Origin of the sequence: Pseudomonas sp. M20 (assembly GCF_045037865.1) — a bacterium.
In the GTDB taxonomy this organism is placed as follows: domain Bacteria; phylum Pseudomonadota; class Gammaproteobacteria; order Pseudomonadales; family Pseudomonadaceae; genus Aquipseudomonas.
In genome coordinates this window covers 276,299-296,176 of record NZ_CP173611.1, presented here as the reverse complement: position 1 = coordinate 296,176, position 19,878 = coordinate 276,299, and the positions used below count along the sequence as shown (strand labels likewise).

At 59.6% G+C, this 19,878-nt stretch carries 13 protein-coding genes; 6 read left to right on the top strand and 7 right to left on the bottom strand.

Annotated elements, in window-relative coordinates:
- Positions 1–32: 32 nt before the first annotated feature.
- The 5 genes from ACI514_RS01350 to ACI514_RS01330 all read right to left on the bottom strand — a co-directional run bounded on the left by ACI514_RS01350 (position 33) and on the right by ACI514_RS01330 (position 5,691).
- Complete coding sequence (locus ACI514_RS01350; protein ID WP_405122949.1) at positions 33–536, bottom strand: CS1 type fimbrial major subunit; 504 nt, start codon at positions 534–536, stop codon at positions 33–35.
- 33 nt (positions 537–569) lie between these two features.
- Positions 570–1,313 carry a molecular chaperone gene (locus tag ACI514_RS01345; RefSeq protein ID WP_160059282.1) on the bottom strand — a complete coding sequence of 248 codons (744 nt, stop codon included), beginning with the start codon at positions 1,311–1,313 and terminating at the stop codon, positions 570–572.
- 43 nt (positions 1,314–1,356) lie between these two features.
- Positions 1,357–2,568, bottom strand: a complete 1,212-nt coding sequence (locus tag ACI514_RS01340; RefSeq protein ID WP_160059283.1) for a hypothetical protein — start codon at positions 2,566–2,568, stop codon at positions 1,357–1,359.
- A 4-nt stretch (positions 2,569–2,572) separates the two neighbouring features.
- On the bottom strand, positions 2,573–5,095 hold the full coding sequence (locus tag ACI514_RS01335; RefSeq protein ID WP_160059284.1) for a CS1-pili formation C-terminal domain-containing protein: 2,523 nt from the start codon (positions 5,093–5,095) through the stop codon (positions 2,573–2,575).
- A gap of 110 nt (positions 5,096–5,205) precedes the next feature.
- Positions 5,206–5,691, bottom strand: a complete 486-nt coding sequence (locus ACI514_RS01330; protein ID WP_160059285.1) for a CS1 type fimbrial major subunit — start codon at positions 5,689–5,691, stop codon at positions 5,206–5,208.
- 508 nt (positions 5,692–6,199) lie between these two features.
- On the opposite strand from ACI514_RS01330, the gene ACI514_RS01325 reads away from it, so the two are divergent.
- Together ACI514_RS01325 and ACI514_RS01320 are read left to right on the top strand one after the other, a co-directional pair.
- The gene (locus ACI514_RS01325; RefSeq protein ID WP_160059286.1) at positions 6,200–6,775 is read left to right on the top strand and encodes a PadR family transcriptional regulator; all 576 of its coding nucleotides are present in this window, start codon (positions 6,200–6,202) and stop codon (positions 6,773–6,775) included.
- Entirely contained in the window at positions 6,772–7,557 is a 786-nt protein-coding gene (locus ACI514_RS01320) for a siderophore-interacting protein (protein ID WP_160059287.1), read from the top strand. Before ACI514_RS01325 ends, ACI514_RS01320 begins: the two co-directional genes overlap by 4 nt.
- A gap of 102 nt (positions 7,558–7,659) precedes the next feature.
- On the opposite strand, the gene ACI514_RS01315 is transcribed toward ACI514_RS01320, so the two are convergent.
- Together ACI514_RS01315 and ACI514_RS01310 are read right to left on the bottom strand one after the other, a co-directional pair.
- On the bottom strand, positions 7,660–8,301 hold the full coding sequence (locus ACI514_RS01315) for a Pr6Pr family membrane protein (RefSeq protein WP_405122948.1): 642 nt from the start codon (positions 8,299–8,301) through the stop codon (positions 7,660–7,662).
- Between the two features lies 1 nt (position 8,302).
- Positions 8,303–8,533 (bottom strand): VF530 family DNA-binding protein, encoded by a 231-nt coding sequence (locus ACI514_RS01310; RefSeq protein WP_007916799.1) that lies wholly within the window; start codon positions 8,531–8,533, stop codon positions 8,303–8,305.
- A 300-nt stretch (positions 8,534–8,833) separates the two neighbouring features.
- On the opposite strand from ACI514_RS01310, the gene ACI514_RS01305 reads away from it, so the two are divergent.
- From ACI514_RS01305 to ACI514_RS01290, 4 genes are all read left to right on the top strand, one after another.
- Positions 8,834–10,195, top strand: coding sequence for a carbohydrate porin (locus tag ACI514_RS01305; protein ID WP_405122947.1), 1,362 nt, complete (start codon positions 8,834–8,836; stop codon positions 10,193–10,195).
- A gap of 218 nt (positions 10,196–10,413) precedes the next feature.
- Entirely contained in the window at positions 10,414–12,825 is a 2,412-nt protein-coding gene (locus tag ACI514_RS01300; RefSeq protein ID WP_077574400.1) for a glucose/quinate/shikimate family membrane-bound PQQ-dependent dehydrogenase, read from the top strand.
- Between the two features lie 544 nt (positions 12,826–13,369).
- Positions 13,370–13,744 carry a DUF6124 family protein gene (locus ACI514_RS01295; RefSeq protein WP_405122946.1) on the top strand — a complete coding sequence of 125 codons (375 nt, stop codon included), beginning with the start codon at positions 13,370–13,372 and terminating at the stop codon, positions 13,742–13,744.
- Between the two features lie 201 nt (positions 13,745–13,945).
- Positions 13,946–19,678: a toxin gene (locus tag ACI514_RS01290; RefSeq protein ID WP_405122945.1), complete on the top strand. Its 5,733-nt coding sequence runs from the start codon at positions 13,946–13,948 to the stop codon at positions 19,676–19,678.
- Positions 19,679–19,878: the final 200 nt, after the last annotated feature.

Here is a 19,878-nt window from a genome sequence, read left to right as displayed (position 1 = left end):
CCTGCCTCTGATGAGCCTGATCTGTGTTGCTTTCATTGCGCATCCGGCGCCCGCGCGTTGAACAGCAACACCACGTTGCCGTTGTAATCCCCGGAGCGATAACCGCCGACGGGTTCGATCGGTTCGATTTTCAACGCCACGCGTTTGCCGGTGGCGGCTTCCTCCTGCGAGAGCACTTGGCGAGGGATGATGTGCGAGCTCAATTCGACGCCATTGAAGGTGACCTGCAGCTCGATGATTTCGCCGGGGCGGCCGTTTTCCAGGAACGGCTCGGCCCCCAGGCGTGCCTCGATCGCGCTGCTGTCATGGCGCACATCGAAATTTTTCTCAAGGCCGCCGAGCCTGGCGCGCGGGTAATCCCAAGCCAGACGTTGCGGGCGATGAATCCAGTCCGGCTCGACCGGAATGATGTAGAACGGGCGACTGGGAATGGTCAGGGACACTTCGAAGGTATGTTCTTCGCGCGCGGCCCACGCCCCCGCGCCAGTCAGCGCGGTGGCGGCCAACAGCGCGCCGGCGATGGTTTGCTTGATCATGTGGGTTACCCGATGCGTCATTGGAAAAACTGCCTAGCGACTGGCGATCTTCATGGTTTTTTTCTCGCTGCCTTCGATCAGGAAGAAGCGGTATTCGCGACCTTTCTCTTTATCGAAGGCAAAGGTTTTGCCGGCCAGCACATGGTGTTTGGTGGTGGCGCCGCAGTCGGCTTCCTTGGTCAGCGAACAGCTTTTGAACTCGTCGACGATGATCACGGTGTTGCCGTCGTTGCGCAGTTCGTAACGGCTGTCGGTGTCGTTGACGACCGTGGCGAAGCGGGCATCCTTGGGCCGCACAAAGAAGATCGTGCCGAAACCGGTCATGACGTTGACGCCCGCCGTGAGGGACTTCTTGTAGTCGTCGCGCTCTTCGCTGCTGACGACAAAATCGTCTTCCTGTTCCGGCACCACCGGAACGAAACGCACACGGAAATAGCGCTCGCGATCACGCGCGCCCATGTACAACAGCCGCGTGCCCTGCATGCCTTGGGCCGGCACGATCAATCGCGCCGGACTGGCCATCAGGCCATTGCGCGAGGCACCGTCGGCGGCATTTTCGACGGCAATTTCCTGTGGGGTGCCATCGGCGCCGTAAACGATTTCCAGCACATTGATCTTGACGAACGCGGTGGCGTCACCGCTGTTGAATACCCGTTTGAGGTAGGTACTTTTGTCGGCATCGAGATAGTCGTACACAGTGCCGACATTGATCTGCGGTCCAGCCTGCGCTGTCAGGCAAAACACGCTGAGCAGGCTCAGCAGAAAACCACGGTTCATCGTCTTCAACTCCTGAATAGTGAAAATGGCCCGGCGGGAGCAGTCACGCTTCCGAGTCCCAGATAATGGTGATGTTGCCGCGCAGCCGGTCGTTCTTGCCGGGTTGAAGCAGGAAATTGATCGCGAACGGGGTCATGTCGAAATGCAACGTGCCCGGCTTGCGATCGATATACAGCCCAGGCTGGAAAGGCCCGATCCAATTGTTGAACCTCAAGGGCAGTCGGGTGGCGGTGTTGCCGCCGGAATGGGTGATGCCTGCTGGCAGAGTCATGAAAACTTCAACCTCGGCGGTATCGCCTTTCGGGCTGCCAAGGCTGCAAGCGTTGCCTCCCTGCGAGTTGCACAGCAGCATCACTTTGAACCGTGATGAAGCCGAAATGAAAAACGGTTGATCGCGGAAGATTCTTTTCGGCTTGCGCCCGCTGTCGATCCAGCCGGCCCACCCGCCTTCGGGTTCCAGTGACACCTGATTGCCACCCGGTGGCAGATCGATCTTGAGGGTGTGCTGCACGTCGAGCACGAAGTCCAGGGTCAGGCTGTCGTCGTCCGGTTGAAAATCGGCGCCCATACTGAAATCGCCACCGCTGCCAAGGCTGTAGGTCATTGAGCCGGTATACAGCCCCGACGACATGCTCAGCGGATTGGGCGTGCGCAGTTCATAAGCAAAGTCGAGGGTGTCGAAGTACATCGGCCCGATGACCGCCGTAGACTTCTTGACGCAGTGCGCCTCCTCAGGGGTTTTCCAGAAAAACCGGTAGCTGGCAGGATAGGGCACACCGACGCCGCTGTACCGGCAGGGCGCAGCGGCGTAGACCCAACTGCTGCTTTCCCAGAGTCGCTGGTGGCCCAGCAGTTCGTCATCCACGCCGACCAGTTCGTGTGCCGGGCGAGTCAGCACATATTTAGAACCGATACCGCTAATACGCACTTCAACGGTTTCCGTCTCCTGCGTTTCCGTGTTTGTCACCGTCAGTCGCCGCCAATTGGCAGGGGCTTTGATCCCGACGCCCCAATTGGCGCCAATATGATTGGCACTGAAACGAACCGGCAATTGAATGCTGAACATGCCGTTTTCTACACACTGATTCGGAAAAGTGGCGCAGTACCCGCTGTTCGGGGTCTTGTTGACGAACACGTTCTTGTTCGGCTGCGAAGGATCCGGCTGGAACATCGCGCGAATTTCATGACTGGCCGCCTGCGCCGTGGCAACAGCCAGCGTCAGCGCCAATCCCAAGCTTCCTGCTAATAATTTCATCCCTTCAACCCGCCTTCTGTTCTGTGGTCGTCACGTCGGCCAGCGTGTCCGGCGTGCATCGCAGGTCGCCGATCATCAACACATTGTTTTCGCTGCGGTGGCTGTCGGCATCGAGGCGGAACTGACAGAGCAACTGATTGCCCTGACGCACTTCCAGAGTCGGTGAGCCGGCATTCATTTCCATCGAGAAGAAGCCGTCGACTTCGGTCACGCCTCGGCTGGCGTGGTTGATCACGTGATGGCCCTTGAGCGGTCGTCCTTGCTCGTCAATCAGCCGGCCGAGCACGGTCAGGGTTTTCATCACGCGCACCTTGCGATACTCCACGCCGCCCTTGTTCAGGTGATAACGGCTGCGCGCCGGCTCGATGGTGGCCGCCGGTACGTTGTTGCCTTCGAAGTCGAAGCTCACCGAGCTGTTCTGATACGCCGTGATCGGGATGAAATTGCGCCCCGGTTTCAAGGCCGCCCCGCCGCCGCTGTAATCGTCGGCCCGCAGGACGATGTCCTCGATGTCCGACTCAACGTCGACGATCAACCCGGCGCCGCGCACCTCGCTCTGGCTGGTCATGAGCATTTGCTGGCCGCCGACCACCAGCGTGCTGTCGACGTTGAGGCCGCCGGTGAAATTGCCGTTGTAGGACGAACGCTGGACAAACGCATCGCCATTGACCGCATCGGTGCGGAAATTGGTCAGGCTGGACATGCCCAGGCCATAGGTGTCGGTGAGTGCGGTGACTGACACGCTTTGCAGCACGTGATCCTTGAAATCCTTGCGCCAGCCGAGCGAGGCATTGTTGTCACGCGCGCCGTCGCGGGCCGTACGTGAGCCGATGCTGCCGGTGATCTGCTGACCCGGGGCGCCGAGTGCGAGGTTGACGCTCAGGTCGACCCCGCGATTGCGCGCATCGCCACTGCTGTAGCTGCCCGGCCGATCGAACAGCGACAGGCGCCAACTGGCATCGCTGCCAAACAGCTCGGTGCGCTGGGTCCAGCCCAGGTCCACGCCCATGCCTTCGACGTTGCCTTCGCTGTGGGCAATCCGCGCATTGACCGAACTTTTGCTGGTGAGCCGATGGTTGAGCGCCAGCGAGGAGTTGCTGGTCTGGCCGACAAATACATTGCGCGGGCGAACGCGGGTGCCGTCGGGCAAGGTGTCGTAGGTGTACGTGGTGTCGAGCCAACTGCGGGTGTGGCTGACCACCACGCTGCCCGAGCCGTAGTTATAGAGGCTTTGCAGGTCGAGACCGGTGCCGTAGTCCTCGGTTTTATAGACGTTGGCATAGAGGCTGATGTGATTGGCCAGGGTCCAGTCGACCGAGGTGCCGTACTGCAGCTTTTCACGAATCTGCCGCGCCGACAGACCGAGAATCACCCGAGGATGCAGCAGATAGTTCACCGAGGCGCCGGCCGTGGGGCTTCCGCTGGACTGGGTGTCCCAGTTGCTCAGCAACTTCTTTTCTTCGCCGGCGAACAGGTTGTAGCGCCAGCGCTCGTCGAGGTTGCGCCAGTTGTTGGGCTTGTACACCAACTCCTGGGTGGTGGAAGTGATCTGGCCGTCTTCGATCAGGCGCACTTCCACTTCGTAGATGCCACCGGGCAATGGCCGGGTATCGAGGGTCTGCAAACCGGCGGGCACTGATTGCGTGTTGATCAGCAGCCCATCGCGCCAGATTTCCACCGAACCCTGGCGGTTGGCGGTGACATAGATCGGATAAACGCTGGGCATCGGACTGTTGATGGCCAGACTGTCGGAGCTGCCATACATGACGCCGACGGCGGTGTCGGGGCTGGTGCCGAACGTGCGCGGCTGGCGGGTCAGCCCTTCGGAATTAGGGGTGAAATAGCCCAGACGGAAAAAACTGCCTTGCAGTTCGCGCTGGGTGTGTAACTCGTGGATTGCGTGATAAAGCTTGTCGTCCGGGCCACCGAGACGGGCCATTTGCAGGTTGAGCGTCTGGCTCCAGTTGCCCAGGCTTGAGCTGGCTTCAAGACCGAAGCGCCCACCAAGATCCTGATCCTGACCGCCATTGAGATTGAGCTGGTTACGCACCATCAAACCACTGCTGCCGCCTTCGGGCTGCTCGTAGTAGCGCTTGGCGGCCACATCGCGCTCAGCGTTTTCGGTGGCGATCGATACCAGCGAGTTTTCCAGGTTGTAGTGCACCGCCAGAAACTGATCCGGGCACGAACCGCTGCACGCCCCCAAGGGCACGCCGGGTTTGAGAAAGCTCGCCCACTTTTCCCGTTCGGCAGGGCCGAAACGGTTTTCGCTGGTGTCGGTGAATTCGAGCAGGGTGATGCGATCATCGCGGGACAACACCACCATGGCCTCGCCCAGCGGTTGTTGGTCGACTTCGACCCGCACCGCCAGAGGCACATCAAAGAAATGCTCCTCGAAATCCGCCGGCAAACCTTTGGCCTGCGCCAACAGACTGCGAGGTGTCGTACCGGCGTTGCTGGAAGCCACGGCTGCGCTGGCACAAAACAACAGCGCAAGCGCAGCCGCGATGGGTGTCATCGGGAACATGAACTCGTACTCTGATTACAAACAATGGAAGTCCGACGGGGCAAACACTTGTGCCTGCCCCGTCGGTTAACGCCGCTGTAGGGTCGGGCGCTTAATGCGTGTTCACGCGATCAGTTGACCGGTGGCACTGCATCAAAAATCATCGCCACGGAACCGGTGTAATCACCCGGCTGGAAGTTGCTGCCACGGGCGCTGATTTTCAGCGGGGCGCGATAGTTGACGTCCGACTCGGATTCACCCACGACCATTTGCGGGGTCAGGGTCAGTTCCTTGTTGTTGAGCAGGACTTGCAGGTCGATGGAAGTGTTGCCGGCCACCAGTTTCGGCTGACTCTCAAGGCTGGCGTGTACCGAACCGTTGTTGTTGCGCACATCGAAGAAGCCGTTGACGTCGCGCATCTTGCCAGTGGTCGGCTGATAGCTCATGTCCTGATCCTTGTTGACCAGATCCGGATCGGTCGGCACGACATAGAAACCGTTGGTCGGCACATGCGCGACAAGGCTGATCGAGTGCGACGCTTCACCAGCGGCGAATGCGCCAGTGGAACCCAGTGCCAGAAGAGCCAGTGGAGCGGCGATTGCGAGTTTCTTGAACATCGTTATGTACCTGTTTTCTTGATAGGGGGATGAGCATTAAAAGTTCAAGAAGTTGAGTGCCCGAATCTCTGCCCGAGTTGCGTCAGATCAACTTGAACTTTCAATGCCGGGGCATCATCGGCTGTTGTCTCTGGAATGTAAGCAGGCAACTTCCGACAACCTCGTAGTTAATCAACCCTATGACCCGCAAGAAAAAAGAACAAAAAACAGCCATTCGAAACAGTGACTGTAAGTTCCACCCTACAGACAGTTTCAGCTAAAAAACCATACAGCAACTTTGCCCTTCCAGTACGGCAACTTATTGCTATTTAGAACATATACTCTACAGCGAATAGAGCGATGACTTTAACTTTCAAGTTATCGTTTCCGACAACCGGGCGAAATTCGCTGCTTGCGCCTGAAGCGCTTTTGCCGCTCGTCAGCCGAGGCCCTTTCTCGGGAAAAAACGTCTTGCAAGCTCATTAAGATATATCTTAAGTTGTATCTAAACACGACGAGAGAAGACAAAATGAGAGACCATCATTCCCCCCACCGCGAACACGGCGACGGCCGTGACGGCTTCGAAAAACGCCCTGGACGCGAGCGCGGCGGCCGTGGCCCACGGGTGTTTGCCCCCGGTGACCTGAAATTGCTGCTGCTGGCGCTGGTCGCCGAGCAGCCGTGCCACGGCTACGACCTGATCCGCCAGATCGAGGGCATGTTCGACGGCGCCTACAGCCCAAGCCCGGGCGTGATCTACCCGACCCTGACCTTTCTCGAAGAAAGCGAGCTGATCACCGGCGACGCCGAGGGCGGCAAGAAACGTTACAGCGTCACCGACGCCGGTCGTTTGTCTTTAAGCGAACAAGCCGTGGCGCTGGATGGCGTGCGCATGCGTATCGATGTGAGCAAACGCTCACTGCGCGGCCATGATCGTCCGCCGGAAATCCATGAGGCTGTGCATAACCTGCGCCACGCCTTGCAGATGCATCACGGCCGTTGGAGCGAGGCAGAAATCCTGCGCGTGCGTGACCTGCTCAACGACACCGCCAAAGCCATCGTCGACGGCCCTGCCGTGCAACCTGTTTCGGAGAAAAGCCAATGACTGCAGTCGATAGCCAAACCATTCATCGCGTGATGCACGAAATCAAACGCCGCAAACTGGAAGTCCTGCGCGTGGTCGACCTTACCCCGCGCATGCGCCGCATCACCCTCGGCGGGCCGGAGTTGGCCGGGTTCATCAGCCTCGGCACCGACGACCACGTCAAACTGTTGTTCCCGCAGAATGCCGAACAGGCTGCAGCCCTCGAAACCATGGTGCTCGGCGCCGGCAAGGACGATGGGCCGAAACCGGAAATGCGCGACTACACCCCGCGTCGTTACGACCTTGATGCCCTGGAACTGGACATCGATTTCGTCCTGCACGGTGACGGTCCTGCGTCGACCTGGGCTGAGCAAGCCAAGCCAGGACAATTCCTGCACATCGGCGGCCCGCGCGGCTCGATGATCGTCCCGGACATTTTCGACAGCTACCTGCTGATCGGCGACGAAACCGCCCTGCCCGCCATCGCCCGCCGCCTCGAAGGCCTCGCGGCCAATCGCAAGGCGCTGGTGGTGATAGAAGTGGAGAACGGCGCCGAACAGCAAGTGCTGGAGAGCGCGGCGCAGGTCAATGTGATCTGGGTGTTGCGCGAAGGGAGCAAGGACAACCTGCTGGCGACGGTGAAGCAATTGCAGGTGCCCACGGGCAATCTGTATGCGTGGGTCGCGACCGAAACGAAAGTTTCACGGCAGATTCGCCGGGTGCTGATCGATGAGCATGGGCTGGATGAGCAACTCATCAAAGCCGTCGGCTACTGGCGCGCCGAGGGATCCGAAGAAGAGTGATATCCCTTGTAGGAGTGAGCCTGCTCGCGATAGCGGAGTGTCAGTCAATAAATTTGCAACTGTTCCACCGCCATCGCGAGCAGGCTCACTCCTACAGGTGCTTTAACTTCGTACGGCTTGCCAGCGGTCGAGGCCGATGACCACCAAGCCAATCCCCACAAACCCCAGCAATATCCCCCCGGCATTGACCAGCACCTGTGGATAACCCAACACCGCCACATCAATGAACGGATACGCATACGCGCCAAGCAAATGCCCGCGCAGCAAGGCGTAAATGAAATACACCAGCGGATAAATCAGCCACACCGGCAGATGCCACCAGCGCAAGGTGCCCTTGGGCACGCACAACCACCAATAACCCAGAAACAGCAACGGCATCACGTCGTGCAGCAGTTCATCGGCAATAAATTGCCAACCTTCCGGGTGCCACAAATGCCGCAGCAAAATGCTGTAGGCCAGCCCGACCACAGCAATGCTCACGGTAATCCCGCTGCTGACCCACGGCTGTAAAAACCAGCGGCGTGGAGCTGATTCGCGAGCGGTCACGGCACAGGTCAGCACCGTCGCCACCAGCGTGTTGGTCAGAATCGTGAAGTAGCTGAAAAAGCTCACCAGCCCGCCCAACAGGCTGGCGCCGACGCTTAAACGCGCAAAGAAAATCAGATAAAGCTGAATGCCCAACCCCGCCCAGCCCAATATGGCTGCGCAGGTGATCAGGCGGCGGCGCCAACAACCGGTATGCATTTCAGAGCGGTCGCTTGGTGCGCATCAATTTCACGTACAGACGCTCGACCTTCTCGCGCGCCCACGGGGTTTTGCGCAGAAACGTCAGGCTCGACTTGATGCTCGGATCGCTCTTGAAGCAGCGAATATCGATGCGCTCGGCCAGCCCCGACCATTCGTAATGGCTCACCAAGGCATTGAGGATCTGTTCAAGGGTGACGCCGTGCAGCGGATCGGGGGTTTGTTCGTTCATGCCAGGCCTTTGGGCGAAGTGAAAATGCAGAAGCCGCGCACCTTAGCCGAGGGGGTGTTCGGGTGGAAGGCCTACCTTCAAATGTAGGCCAACCTGAAAAGATCGCAGGCATCGAAGCGGCCGACAATGCGCCCGTTTGCCGCACTGTTACCGAATCCGAAACGCTGCATGTTCACAAAAGGCCTTTGTCTTTTTGTAACAGATCATTATCCTGCCGCCCTTCCGCTGAATCGCTTCACTGCCTGCGACTTATTGAAGCACTCAGCCCGCACCCCGAAAACACCAAAAAAAGACTTAGCCATGCCCGATTTTTCCTTCTCCCGAGACAGCGCTATCTCAACCCTGCGCCTGATTGGCGGCTGCACCGCTCTCGGCCTCGCCACCAGCGTCCAAGCGGCGCCCGCGTTCGACAGTGAATCACCGTACATGCTCGGTGACTGGAACGGCACGCGCACCGAACTCTCGGAAAAAGGCTACGACTTCAAGCTCGATTACACCGGCGAAATGGGCAGCAACCTGCACGGTGGCTACGATCACGACCGCACCGCGCGTTACAGCGATCAGTTCGGCTTGGGCACGCACCTCGACCTGCAAAAGATCCTCGGCTGGGAAGACGCCGAGTTTCAACTGACCATCACCAAACGCAGCGGCAACAACATCAGCAACGACCGCATCAACGATCCGCGCGTTGGCGGCTTCACCTCGGCCCAGGAAGTCTGGGGCCGTGGCCAGACCACGCGCCTGACGCAGATGTGGTACCAGCAGAAATTCTTCGATCAGAAACTCGACATCAAGGTCGGACGCTTCGGCGAAGGCGAAGACTTCAACAGCTTCCCGTGCGACTTCCAGAACCTCGCGTTCTGCGGTTCGCAGGTCGGCAACTGGGTCGGCGGCATCTGGTACAACTGGCCGGTCAGCCAATGGGCGCTGCGCGTCAAATATCACCTGACCCCGGAGCTGTATGCACAGGTCGGCGCCTACGAGCAGAACCCGTCGAACCTCGATCGCGGCAATGGCTTCAAACTCAGCGGTAGCGGCACGCAGGGCGCGATCTTGCCGATCGAACTGGTGTGGACGCCGAAGCTCAACGGCCTGGCGGGCGAATACCGCGCTGGTTATTACTACAGCAATGCGAAGGCCAGCGACGTCTATAAAGACAGCCACGGCCAACCGGCGGCTCTCAGTGGCGAAGCCTATCGCAGCGCGTCGAGCAAACACGGCGTGTGGCTGGGTATTCAGCAGCAGATCACCAGCATCGCCAGCGATAACTCGCGCGGCCTCAGCGTGTTCGCCAACGGCACCATGCACGACAAGAAAACCAACGCGATCGACAACTACGTGCAGGCCGGTATCACCTACAAAGGCCCGTTCGACGCGCGCGCCAAGGATGACATCGGTTTCGCCCTCGCCCGCGTGCACGTCAACCCGGCCTTCCGCAAAAACGCCGAAGCCAGTAACCGCGCCAACGCCGTTTACGACTATGACGATCCGTCGTTCCTGCCGCCGCAAGACACCGAATACAGCGCCGAGCTGTATTACGGCGTGCACGTGACCAACTGGCTGACCGTACGCCCGAACCTGCAATACATCCGCCACCCCGGTGGCGTGAACAACGTCGACGACGCCCTGATCGGCGGGATCAAGATCCAGTCCTCGTTCTAAAGCACACCACGGATCAAATGTAGGAGTGAGCCTGCTCGCGATAGCGGTAAGTCAGCCACCACAGATATTGCCTGACACACCGCCATCGCGAGCAGGCTCACTCCTACAGATAAATTTCGTTAGCTAGACAAGTTTTTATCTGAACCATGCCTGTGCCAAATCGTCATCTAAAGTGACTACAGCGCGGGACTACATAAAACGTCACGGAGAATCACACTATGAGCACCGAAAGTGCTTCGAGTCGGGGCCGTTTGCTACCGAGCCTGCTCGGCATTCTGCTTCTACTGATGGGCCTGGCCATGTTGGCCGGAGGGGTCAAGCTGAGCATGCTCGGCGGCTCGCTGTACTACCTGCTGGCCGGTATCGGCATTGCACTGAGCGGCATTCTGCTGCTGATGCGCCGTCGCGCGGCGCTGGGCCTGTACGCCATCGTCCTGTTTGCCAGCACCGTTTGGGCGCTGTGGGAAGTCGGTCTGGACTGGTGGCAACTGGTGCCACGTCTGGCCCTGTGGTTTGTCCTCGGCTTCGTGATGTTGCTGCCGTGGTTCCGTCGTCCGCTGCTGCTTAACGGCCCGGCGCCGATGGGCACTGGCGGTCTGACCGTCGCTGTGGTGCTGGCCGGCGTCACCGCTTTGGCCAGCCTGTTCACCCACCCGGGTGAAACCTTCGGTGAACTGGGCCGCGACACCGCGGACACCACCAGCACCGCGCCAGCCATGCCCGATGGCGACTGGCAGGCCTATGGCCGCACCGAGTTCGGTGACCGTTACTCGCCGCTGAAGCAGATCACCCCGGCCAACGTCGGCAAGCTGCAAGAAGCCTGGCGCATCCAGACCGGCGACCTGCCGACCGCTGATGACCCGGTTGAGCTGACCAACGAAAACACCCCGCTGAAAGCCAACGGCATGATCTACGCCTGCACCGCGCACAGCAAAGTGTTGGCACTGGATCCGGACACCGGCAAAGAACTGTGGCGCTTCGACCCGCAGATCAAGAGCCCGGTCGGCTTCAAAGGCTTCGCGCACATGACTTGCCGTGGCGTGTCGTACTACGACGAAGCCGCTTACGCGAAAACTGAAAACGCTGCCTCGGCGGTGATTTCCGAAGCCGGCAAAGCCGTTGCTCAGGCCTGCCCGCGTCGTCTGTACCTGCCAACCGCTGATGCTCGCCTGATCGCCCTGAACGCCGACACCGGCAAGATCTGCGAAGGCTTCGGCAACAAAGGCGTGGTTGACCTGACCCAAGGCATCGGCCCGTTCACCGCTGGTGGCTACTACTCCACCTCGCCAGCGGCGATTACCCGTGATCTGGTGATCATGGGCGGTCACGTCACCGACAACGAATCGACCAACGAGCCATCGGGCGTGATCCGCGCTTTCGACGTGCGCGACGGCCACCTCGTATGGAACTGGGACAGCGACAAGCCAGACGCCACCGAGCCTTTGGCACCGGGCGAAACCTACAGCCGCAACTCGGCGAACATGTGGTCGCTGGCCAGCGTCGACGAAAAACTCGGCATGGTGTACCTGCCATTGGGCAACCAGACGCCAGACCAGTGGGGCGCCGACCGCACCCCGGGCGCCGAGAAATTCAGCGCCGGTGTAGTTGCTCTGGACCTGGCCACCGGTAAAGTGCGCTGGAACTACCAGTTCACTCACCACGACCTGTGGGACATGGACGTTGGCAGCCAGCCAACCCTGCTCGACATGAAAACCGCCGATGGCGTGAAACCTGCGCTGATCGCCCCGACCAAGCAGGGCAGCCTGTACGTCCTCGACCGTCGTGACGGCACGCCGATCATTCCGATCAAGGAAATCCCGGTACCGCAAGGCGCCGTGAAAGGCGACCACACCGCACCGACCCAGGCCCGTTCGGACCTCAACCTGCTGGCCCCGGAACTGACCGAAAAAGCCATGTGGGGCGCGAGCCCGTTCGACCAGATGCTGTGCCGCATCCAGTTCAAAGAACTGCGTTACGAAGGCCAGTACACCCCACCGTCGGAACAGGGCAGCCTGATCTATCCGGGTAACGTTGGTGTGTTCAACTGGGGCGGCGTCTCGGTCGACCCGGTTCGCCAAATGCTGTTCACCAGCCCGAACTACATGGCTTTCGTTTCGAAAATGGTGCCACGCGAGCAAGTCGCCGCCGGCAGCAAACGCGAAAGCGAAACCGCTGGCGTGCAACCGAACACCGGCGCGCCATACGCGGTGATCATGCACCCGTTCATGTCGCCATTCGGCGTACCGTGCCAGGCCCCGGCCTGGGGTTACGTTGCCGGTATCGACCTGACCACCAGCAAAGTCGTGTGGAAACGCAAAAACGGCACCAGCCGCGACAGCTCGCCAATCCCGATCGGCTTCACTTTGGGCGTGCCTAGCATGGGCGGCTCGATGGTCACGGCTGGCGGCGTCGGCTTCCTCAGCGGCACCCTCGACCAGTACCTGCGCGCGTACGACGTGAACAGCGGTAAAGAGCTGTGGAAATCGCGTCTGCCGGCAGGTGGCCAAGCGACTCCGATGACCTACACCGGCAAGGACGGCAAGCAATACGTGCTGCTGGTTGTCGGCGGTCACGGCTCGCTGGGCACCAAAATGGGTGACTACGTGATTGCGTACAAACTGCCGGAATAAGTTTTAGCGGCGGTAAAAATGAAGGCGATGTCTCGTGAGGGACATCGCCTTTTTTGTGCACGCCATTTCTGCATACACCTGAGGACCCTGTGGGAGCGAGCCTGCTCGCGAAGGCGTCAGCACATTCAACATCTACGGTGCCTGACACACCGCTTTCGCGAGCAGGCTCGCTCCCACAGGTTGAAAAGTGTTTATCTGTGGGAAAGGTACTCGTCCTACAGACGTTGAAAGTGGCGCGGAGTTTTCCGACAAGTCGCGTCGGTTGTGCCTCGGAAATCGGCTGGATAGGCTCTGGGGGTCGCTGCAAATTCAGCGAACGGGCGTCGCGGCCCGAGCAGTTCATTCGATTTGATGCATAATCGCCAGCCCAAACTGAAGCGCTCAGGTGCTTGTTGTTTGGTTTGATGGTGGCTGTGCGCGGGATACCTTCGGGTATGCCGAGATTGCCGAATGGCTCGGTCCGCGAACCCGCGTACAGCTGCCACCCTCCGTCGCGTCGCGGTGATTGAGAGTGATAGCCCCACTTATCATTCGGAGTTTCACTATGAAAAAGCCAACACCCAATCCCCCCGAAACCAACGACACCTCGCCCTACGAATCCCCCGATTCCAAGAAATTCCACGAAGCCGCCGAACGCGCCCTCGACCACTACCTCAAACCCAACGCCTTGACCCTGCGTTTCCACAAACCCAGCACCATGTTCCAGGTCGCCCCCGAACAGGACAGCGAAAGCCTGCTGGTCCACGCCTGCGAATCCCTGGCCCAGGCCAGCCTGATGACAAGCGACATCGCCGCCTACATCGACCTGCCGCAACGGCGGACGATTCTGGCGATTCAGCAGATCATCATGCTCGCCGAACTGGCGGTGAACCGCGTGCTGGATAACCACGAAATCCCGCAACCCCCAACACACAGCTAACCCCCTGTGGGAGCGAGCCTGCTCGCGAAGGCGTCAGCCCATTCAGCCGTTTGAGTGACTGACACAGTGCTTTCGCGAGCAGGTCTGGGGGGTGACGAAATCGAACACATCGAAAAATCACTCCCCCCATACATAGATACCACCCGTCCCCCACTGCCGCTCGCCATGCTGCCCGCTCACCCTCAGCATGAAAAAGCGCCCATGAACCCCGCCACAGCTCCCACGTCCGAAGAGATCAAAAACGATCTCAACGCGATCGGCCATCACCTGTTTGATACACCAACCCCATTGCTTCCCGAGCAGCCACCGACCACCGAACAGGCCTTTCTGAAACGCCTCGACCAGCAATTGAACACCTACCGCACAAGCTACCTGCAACGCAGCCGCGCGCTGTATCAGGCGTTGGATAACAGCGATCTGCAAAGCGATGCAGGCAAACAGCTGATCGCCACGCTGAAAGTCAGACTGGCCACCCAACTGATCAACATGGATCAGAGCGACCGGATCGACGACAAGCCAGCTAAAACCTTTCTTAAACATGACGCCGGCTTCACCGCCATCGGCCACGAAGCCAGGCAGGCTGTCACCGACCGCCTGTTGCACCCGCAAGCCGGTGAACTGCTGCAAAAGCTCGATTTGGCCCCGATGCTGCGTCCGGCCATGTACGCGCTGCAGTTCAACTATCAAGACACCACCGTTGAGCTGGCCGGCGCCTTTGTTGTCACGGAAAAGAACACTCGCCGAGTCAAGGACTTGCAGACCGACCAGAGCATGGGGTTCGCCCTGCTGTTCACCCCCGCAAGAGGCATCGAGTTCTTCAACTCCCTGGCTGATCTCGACAGTCACCTGCGTACATCGCTGAACCGGGCCAGCGGTCGCGAGGCGTTCATGTCCATGCTGCCGACACGCTTTCACGCCGTGGGCGCAGCAGGGATCTGGCCGCTGCTGCTCGCGCCGATCGACAGCACACCCTTGTTCGAACACACCTACGACGCGCTGATCGAAAAACGCACGCAGGATATCGAGCGCGCCTTGAGCTTCGCCGATAACCCGCAGCAAGACCCCAAGCCATTGCTTACAGCGCTGGAGCGCGCAATTGCTGCCGCCCTGCCGGATATCACTCCGCGTCTGGCATTACGCGCGCAAACCTTGTTCGAACGCCACCTGCGCTATAGCGCGCCGGACTGGTTTCGAAGCGCCAGCACCGCGCAAAAAGACGCGCTGGCGCAGCATCTAGGCAATTACCAGCAGGCGCGGCAACACCTGCTCGACCTGATGGAGCCGGTCTTCAGCCTGACGGCACTGGCCCGCCAGCAATGGCTGGAACGCTTGAGCGAAGACCTGGAAATCGACGATCTAGAGCCGGAAAAGTTAAACCTTTCGACCGAACGTCGAGTGCCGGGCTACGGCGTTTATGAACATCAATCCAGTCTGCTCGAGCTGTCCTTGCGCGGCCCGCACACCGGCGATGAGTTACCGGGTTCGGCGTTTTTGAAGCAAACCACCCTCACCTACGATGACGCGCCTTTGCCGCCAGCCTACGTTGACGTGACGCCGGCATGGCTGATCAAGCAAGCCGTGGAGCTACAGCCTCGAATTGACTTCAATCATTTGCAAAAAGCGCTACAGACCAAGCCCGCGATCAAACCCGCCATCAGGCAGATGCTCGATCAACGTATCGTCGCCCTCGCTCACACGGCGGTGCTGCAAGGACACTTGCTCGACAGTGACCTGCAACTGATCCAGCGCCTGCGTGACGGCAGCGATCCGCGCCTGCGCGCCGCCACCCTGTCGCTGCACGGCGCCCAGTTGCAGGACTTGTGGGTACTGCGCCAGAACGATGACGGCGGTGCGCTCAAACGGCTGTTGCTGTGCACGCCACAGGCGCCGCGAGCGCAACAATTCCAGGCCTTCGACAGTGAGCGCGAATGCCAGACCCACCTGCTCGGCTGGGCCAGGCACAGTGATGTCGCCGAGAGCATGGCCGGCTACCTGATCAGCCGCGCGCCCATGCGCTTTCGCGCGAAGCTGCGCCACGTGTTGGCTGGGCTGAGCTTCAAGCCTGAGGCGCTGGAGCATCAAAAGGTCACGTTCGATTACACCGACAGTCATGCCGATTGCCTGCGTACGATGGCTGAACTTTTGCTGGCCAAACGGATAGACGACTACGATTTCTGTACACCGCTGTGGTATCGCGCCACCACTGCCGCCAACCGCAGGAAGCTGACGACCCTGAGCGAAGACGCCGAAGGCGCCTTGCGTGCGTTCAACAGCCACGCCTTGTCGGGCAGTCGCTTTGCGGTCTTTGATGACTATGTGCACGAACAAGCAAAAATCAGCTTGAACCGCTTGCTCAGGCGCACCACCAACGACGTCGATCCGGATACCGTGTGGGCTTACTCGCCGACCTCCCTCGTGCGCTCGTGGACGCCAAAACCTTTGACCTACACAGCGCTTTATCGCGACGGCTACGCCGACGGCATCGGTTTTCTCGATGAGAAATTTTCCCGCTCGGCGCGCTTCAGAGGGCCGCAGGGCATCGATATCAGCAACCTGACCGCACAGAATGTCGCGCGCTCGGTCACCGGTGTGTGGATCGGCCAGCGCTACATCGCCAAGGTCAAGGCTGAACTGCAAAGTTCGACGAGCGAAGGTTACGACTTCAGGCGCAACGCGACCCTGGCCATTACCCAGCGCCAGATGAAAAGCGCCGCGCTGGAATGCCAGCTGCAGGGCCATATCGCCAGTCATGATCTGCAATGGTTGGAGCAGAGTATCGACAGCATGGCTGAGACGTCCGGGTCGATGCGCACGAAATATCCGCTCCAGCGGTTGATGATCGACGGCGAATGGGTGCTCGATGCGTGGCTGTTCAGCCATGGCGACAACCCGGCCCTGCTTTACACACCCGAAGCGCCCGACGGCGTCGCTTTTCGCGAAGCGCGGTTGTTCAATTACCTGCTTCAACAGCAGTCGGGCATGCTCGAATATCTGATGTTGCGCGTCGGCGTCAGCGCCCGGACCCGGGTTCGCACGCACCTTGAAAACATCAGGAAAGGGCTGCCCAAAGACCTCAATAAAACCACACCCAGCCCTGCACGTTACGACTCGACCCGCGCAGTCGCGGCGGTCAGTGATCTGCGCACGGCCCTTTACGACATGAAACTGCAACGGCGCATCGACGACGTTAACGCCACCACCACCAACCGTGCCGAGATGATTGCCAGTCTGGTCTGGACCAGTGTCGAATGGATCAGCGCCATTGCCACTGCGCCGTTCCCGCTGCTGAGCTTGAGCACCGGTCTGCTCCTGGCGTTCAAGGACGCCATGCTCGCCCTGCACGCGTACCGCCAGGGTGACCACGGCGAAGCTTTCCAGCATTTGCTCGGTTATTTGTTCAACAGTGCCGGCGCGGTGCTGACCGACCTGCGTCCGGCGCTGCGTTCGCTCAAGCCGGCGCGCCGGCCTTTGCGTCAGAGCATCGCCAGTGCCAGTGCCAGCAGCGAACAACAGAGTGTCATGACCGTGATCGATCAAGTGGCGCCCAAACCGGAATGGGATGACATGCGCGTGGTGGTTTTCAGAAATCAGCTGTTCTTTACCGCGAACAGTCCTGACGCACTCGGGCGTTATTTGCTCTATCGGAGCAAGCCGGATTCCCCCGACCTTGTTTCTACCGGCATCCTGACCGTGCGCAACGCCGACGGGATGATGGTGCGCAGCGGCGTGGTCGGCGGCGCGCCCAAGTACCAGGCCGTGCCGGAGACACCCGGCCCCTACAAGATCTATGGCGTGGAGCGCAAATACCGGCAACGCATCGAAACGGTGATGAATCCGCAAACCCGCGAGGACATCCTCATGCGCGGGCAGGACGATATAGCCAACAGTCCCTACCTGATAATTGCCGGCGTAGTCGATGAACTCGCCTCGACACGCACCGCCTACCTGAAGCAGGTCGAAAAGCTCAGCACAGACGCCACCGCGCATTTCGCCGAACTTGCCCCGCTACCAGCCCGCGCCGAAGTCCCGACAGTCAGCGACGACCTGTCATTTGCCCGGCTGATCGCCAGCGACGCCGTCAAAGGGAAAAATCTGGTGATCGGCGCCCTGCCCGCTTCGATCGCTAGCAAACAACTGCTGATCGATCATCTGGATGACCTCGTCAAAAACGGCTTCAAGCGACTTTACGTGGAATATCTGGCAGGAGATGTCTTCAATATCAAGCTGGAAAAAATGAACAAGGGCGGAACCTGGAGACACATCAAAACCCATCTTGAAGCCGTCGACCGTGCGCTGGGCCATGAGAAAAACGCGCCATTCTCTTATCTGGCACTGGTGCGTACAGCGCGCGAAAAGGGTCTGAAAATCCATGCGCTGGATGCTTCGACCAGCTACCAACTGGAAGGAGCGATGGTACTCAACGACGTCTCGCCATTAACCCCACGCAGTAACCGCATCAGGAATTTCTATTCACACAAGACGCTGGCTGCCGATAGCGCCAATGCGCCCGAGGAACGCTGGGTGGTCCTCACCGAACAATCACGCATGAGCACTTTCGACAAGACTCCCGGCCTGGCCGACCTGCACGCGGCCGTTGCCGTGCGCGTGGAAGATGTCGCACTCGATCAACCGGCACGCATCGCCCTCGATTCGGCCGGTGCCATTGCCGGGGATACGGCCGCCAGGGGCGATTATCGGGTGCAATGGCCGACGGCGTACAGGGCGCCTCAGCCCGTCTCCCGGCCCGCACCGATTGCCCCTGCTGTCGAGCATTTCAGCGAATACGATATTGCGCCCTCCATGCGCGATGATATTGCGCAAATGCTGCATCAGCCCTACGCCATGGATTCAAGCTACACCCCGACCGTACCGCGTGAAAAACGGGCGTTCGAGGCGTTCATCGCCAACCGCGGGCGCCTGGAGAAAAAGGCCAGTGATGCTTTTGCTCACTACACGCCCCCCGAAGCGGCCACGCTCCCGACGCTCACCTCCGACACAACGTTCGAGGAGTTTTTGCGGCTGATGGCCGACGGACGCTTGAACCTGCTGATCGGCGAGGCCCATTCCCACATAGCGAGCAAAGCGCTGCTGAAAAAGCACATGAAAGCGCTTAAGCAAGCCGGCTATGACACGCTATACGTGGAACATCTGTTCACCGATTTGCACCAGGCCGATCTGGATATTTTCTATCGGACACAGCGCATGCCGGACCGACTGAAGGCTTATCTAAGCGTCCAGGACCGTGGCCACATGCCCACCTACGACGGTAACGATACGTACACAGAGGTCTGTCAGGCGGCGGCCAAATACAACATCCGTATCAGGGCACTCGATTGCACCGCGTCTTACCACCTCAAGGGTGTGTACGACGAAGATATCTCGCGAAACGAGATGTTCAGCTATTTTGCCACCCAAGTGATCGAAGCCGACCAACTGGCACACGGACCGCATAAATGGGTAGCCCTTATCGGCAACGCCCACACCAACTACAACCTGGGTGTGCCGGGTCTGGCGGATACCCTCTCGGCGGTCAGTCTCCAGGTACGCGACACTGCTCCGGAACTGGCCAGAGATATCCACCGCGGGGCGTGGGAAGTGGTGGACAGCAAACGCGGCACCAATAGCCGGGCCTTGCGCAGCGATTTCCTGATGGAAGTGGCCGTCGCCGGAACGAAGCAGCCGGACCCGACGCCGTCTGTCAGCCGCACCCAATTAACCCATTCCGGGATGTTCATGATCGAACGTACGGGCACGGACGGGCCCCGACTGGTGCATAAATCCAAGACCGGCGACATCGTTGTGACACCGATCCAGGTCAATGACCACGGCTTGTTTTTCATTGATCGCTGGGGGAAGAAAGATGAGGGTTTCAAATACCTGCAGAGCTTGATCGATATGCTGGTCGATGATGTGAAATTGACCGAGGTGAAATAAACATCAGCCGTCACCTGCGCATTGCCAACAACCACCGGGCTTCACGGCCCGGTGGTTGTTTATGGACGGATGCCAAAGTTTTACGCCATACCGAATAGTGCGGCCCATTGGGCTCGAACGTATAGCGGAAAAAAAGCCAACACTCACTCCACCCGAAATCGACGACACCACACCCTACGATCCTGTCGATCCAGTAAATC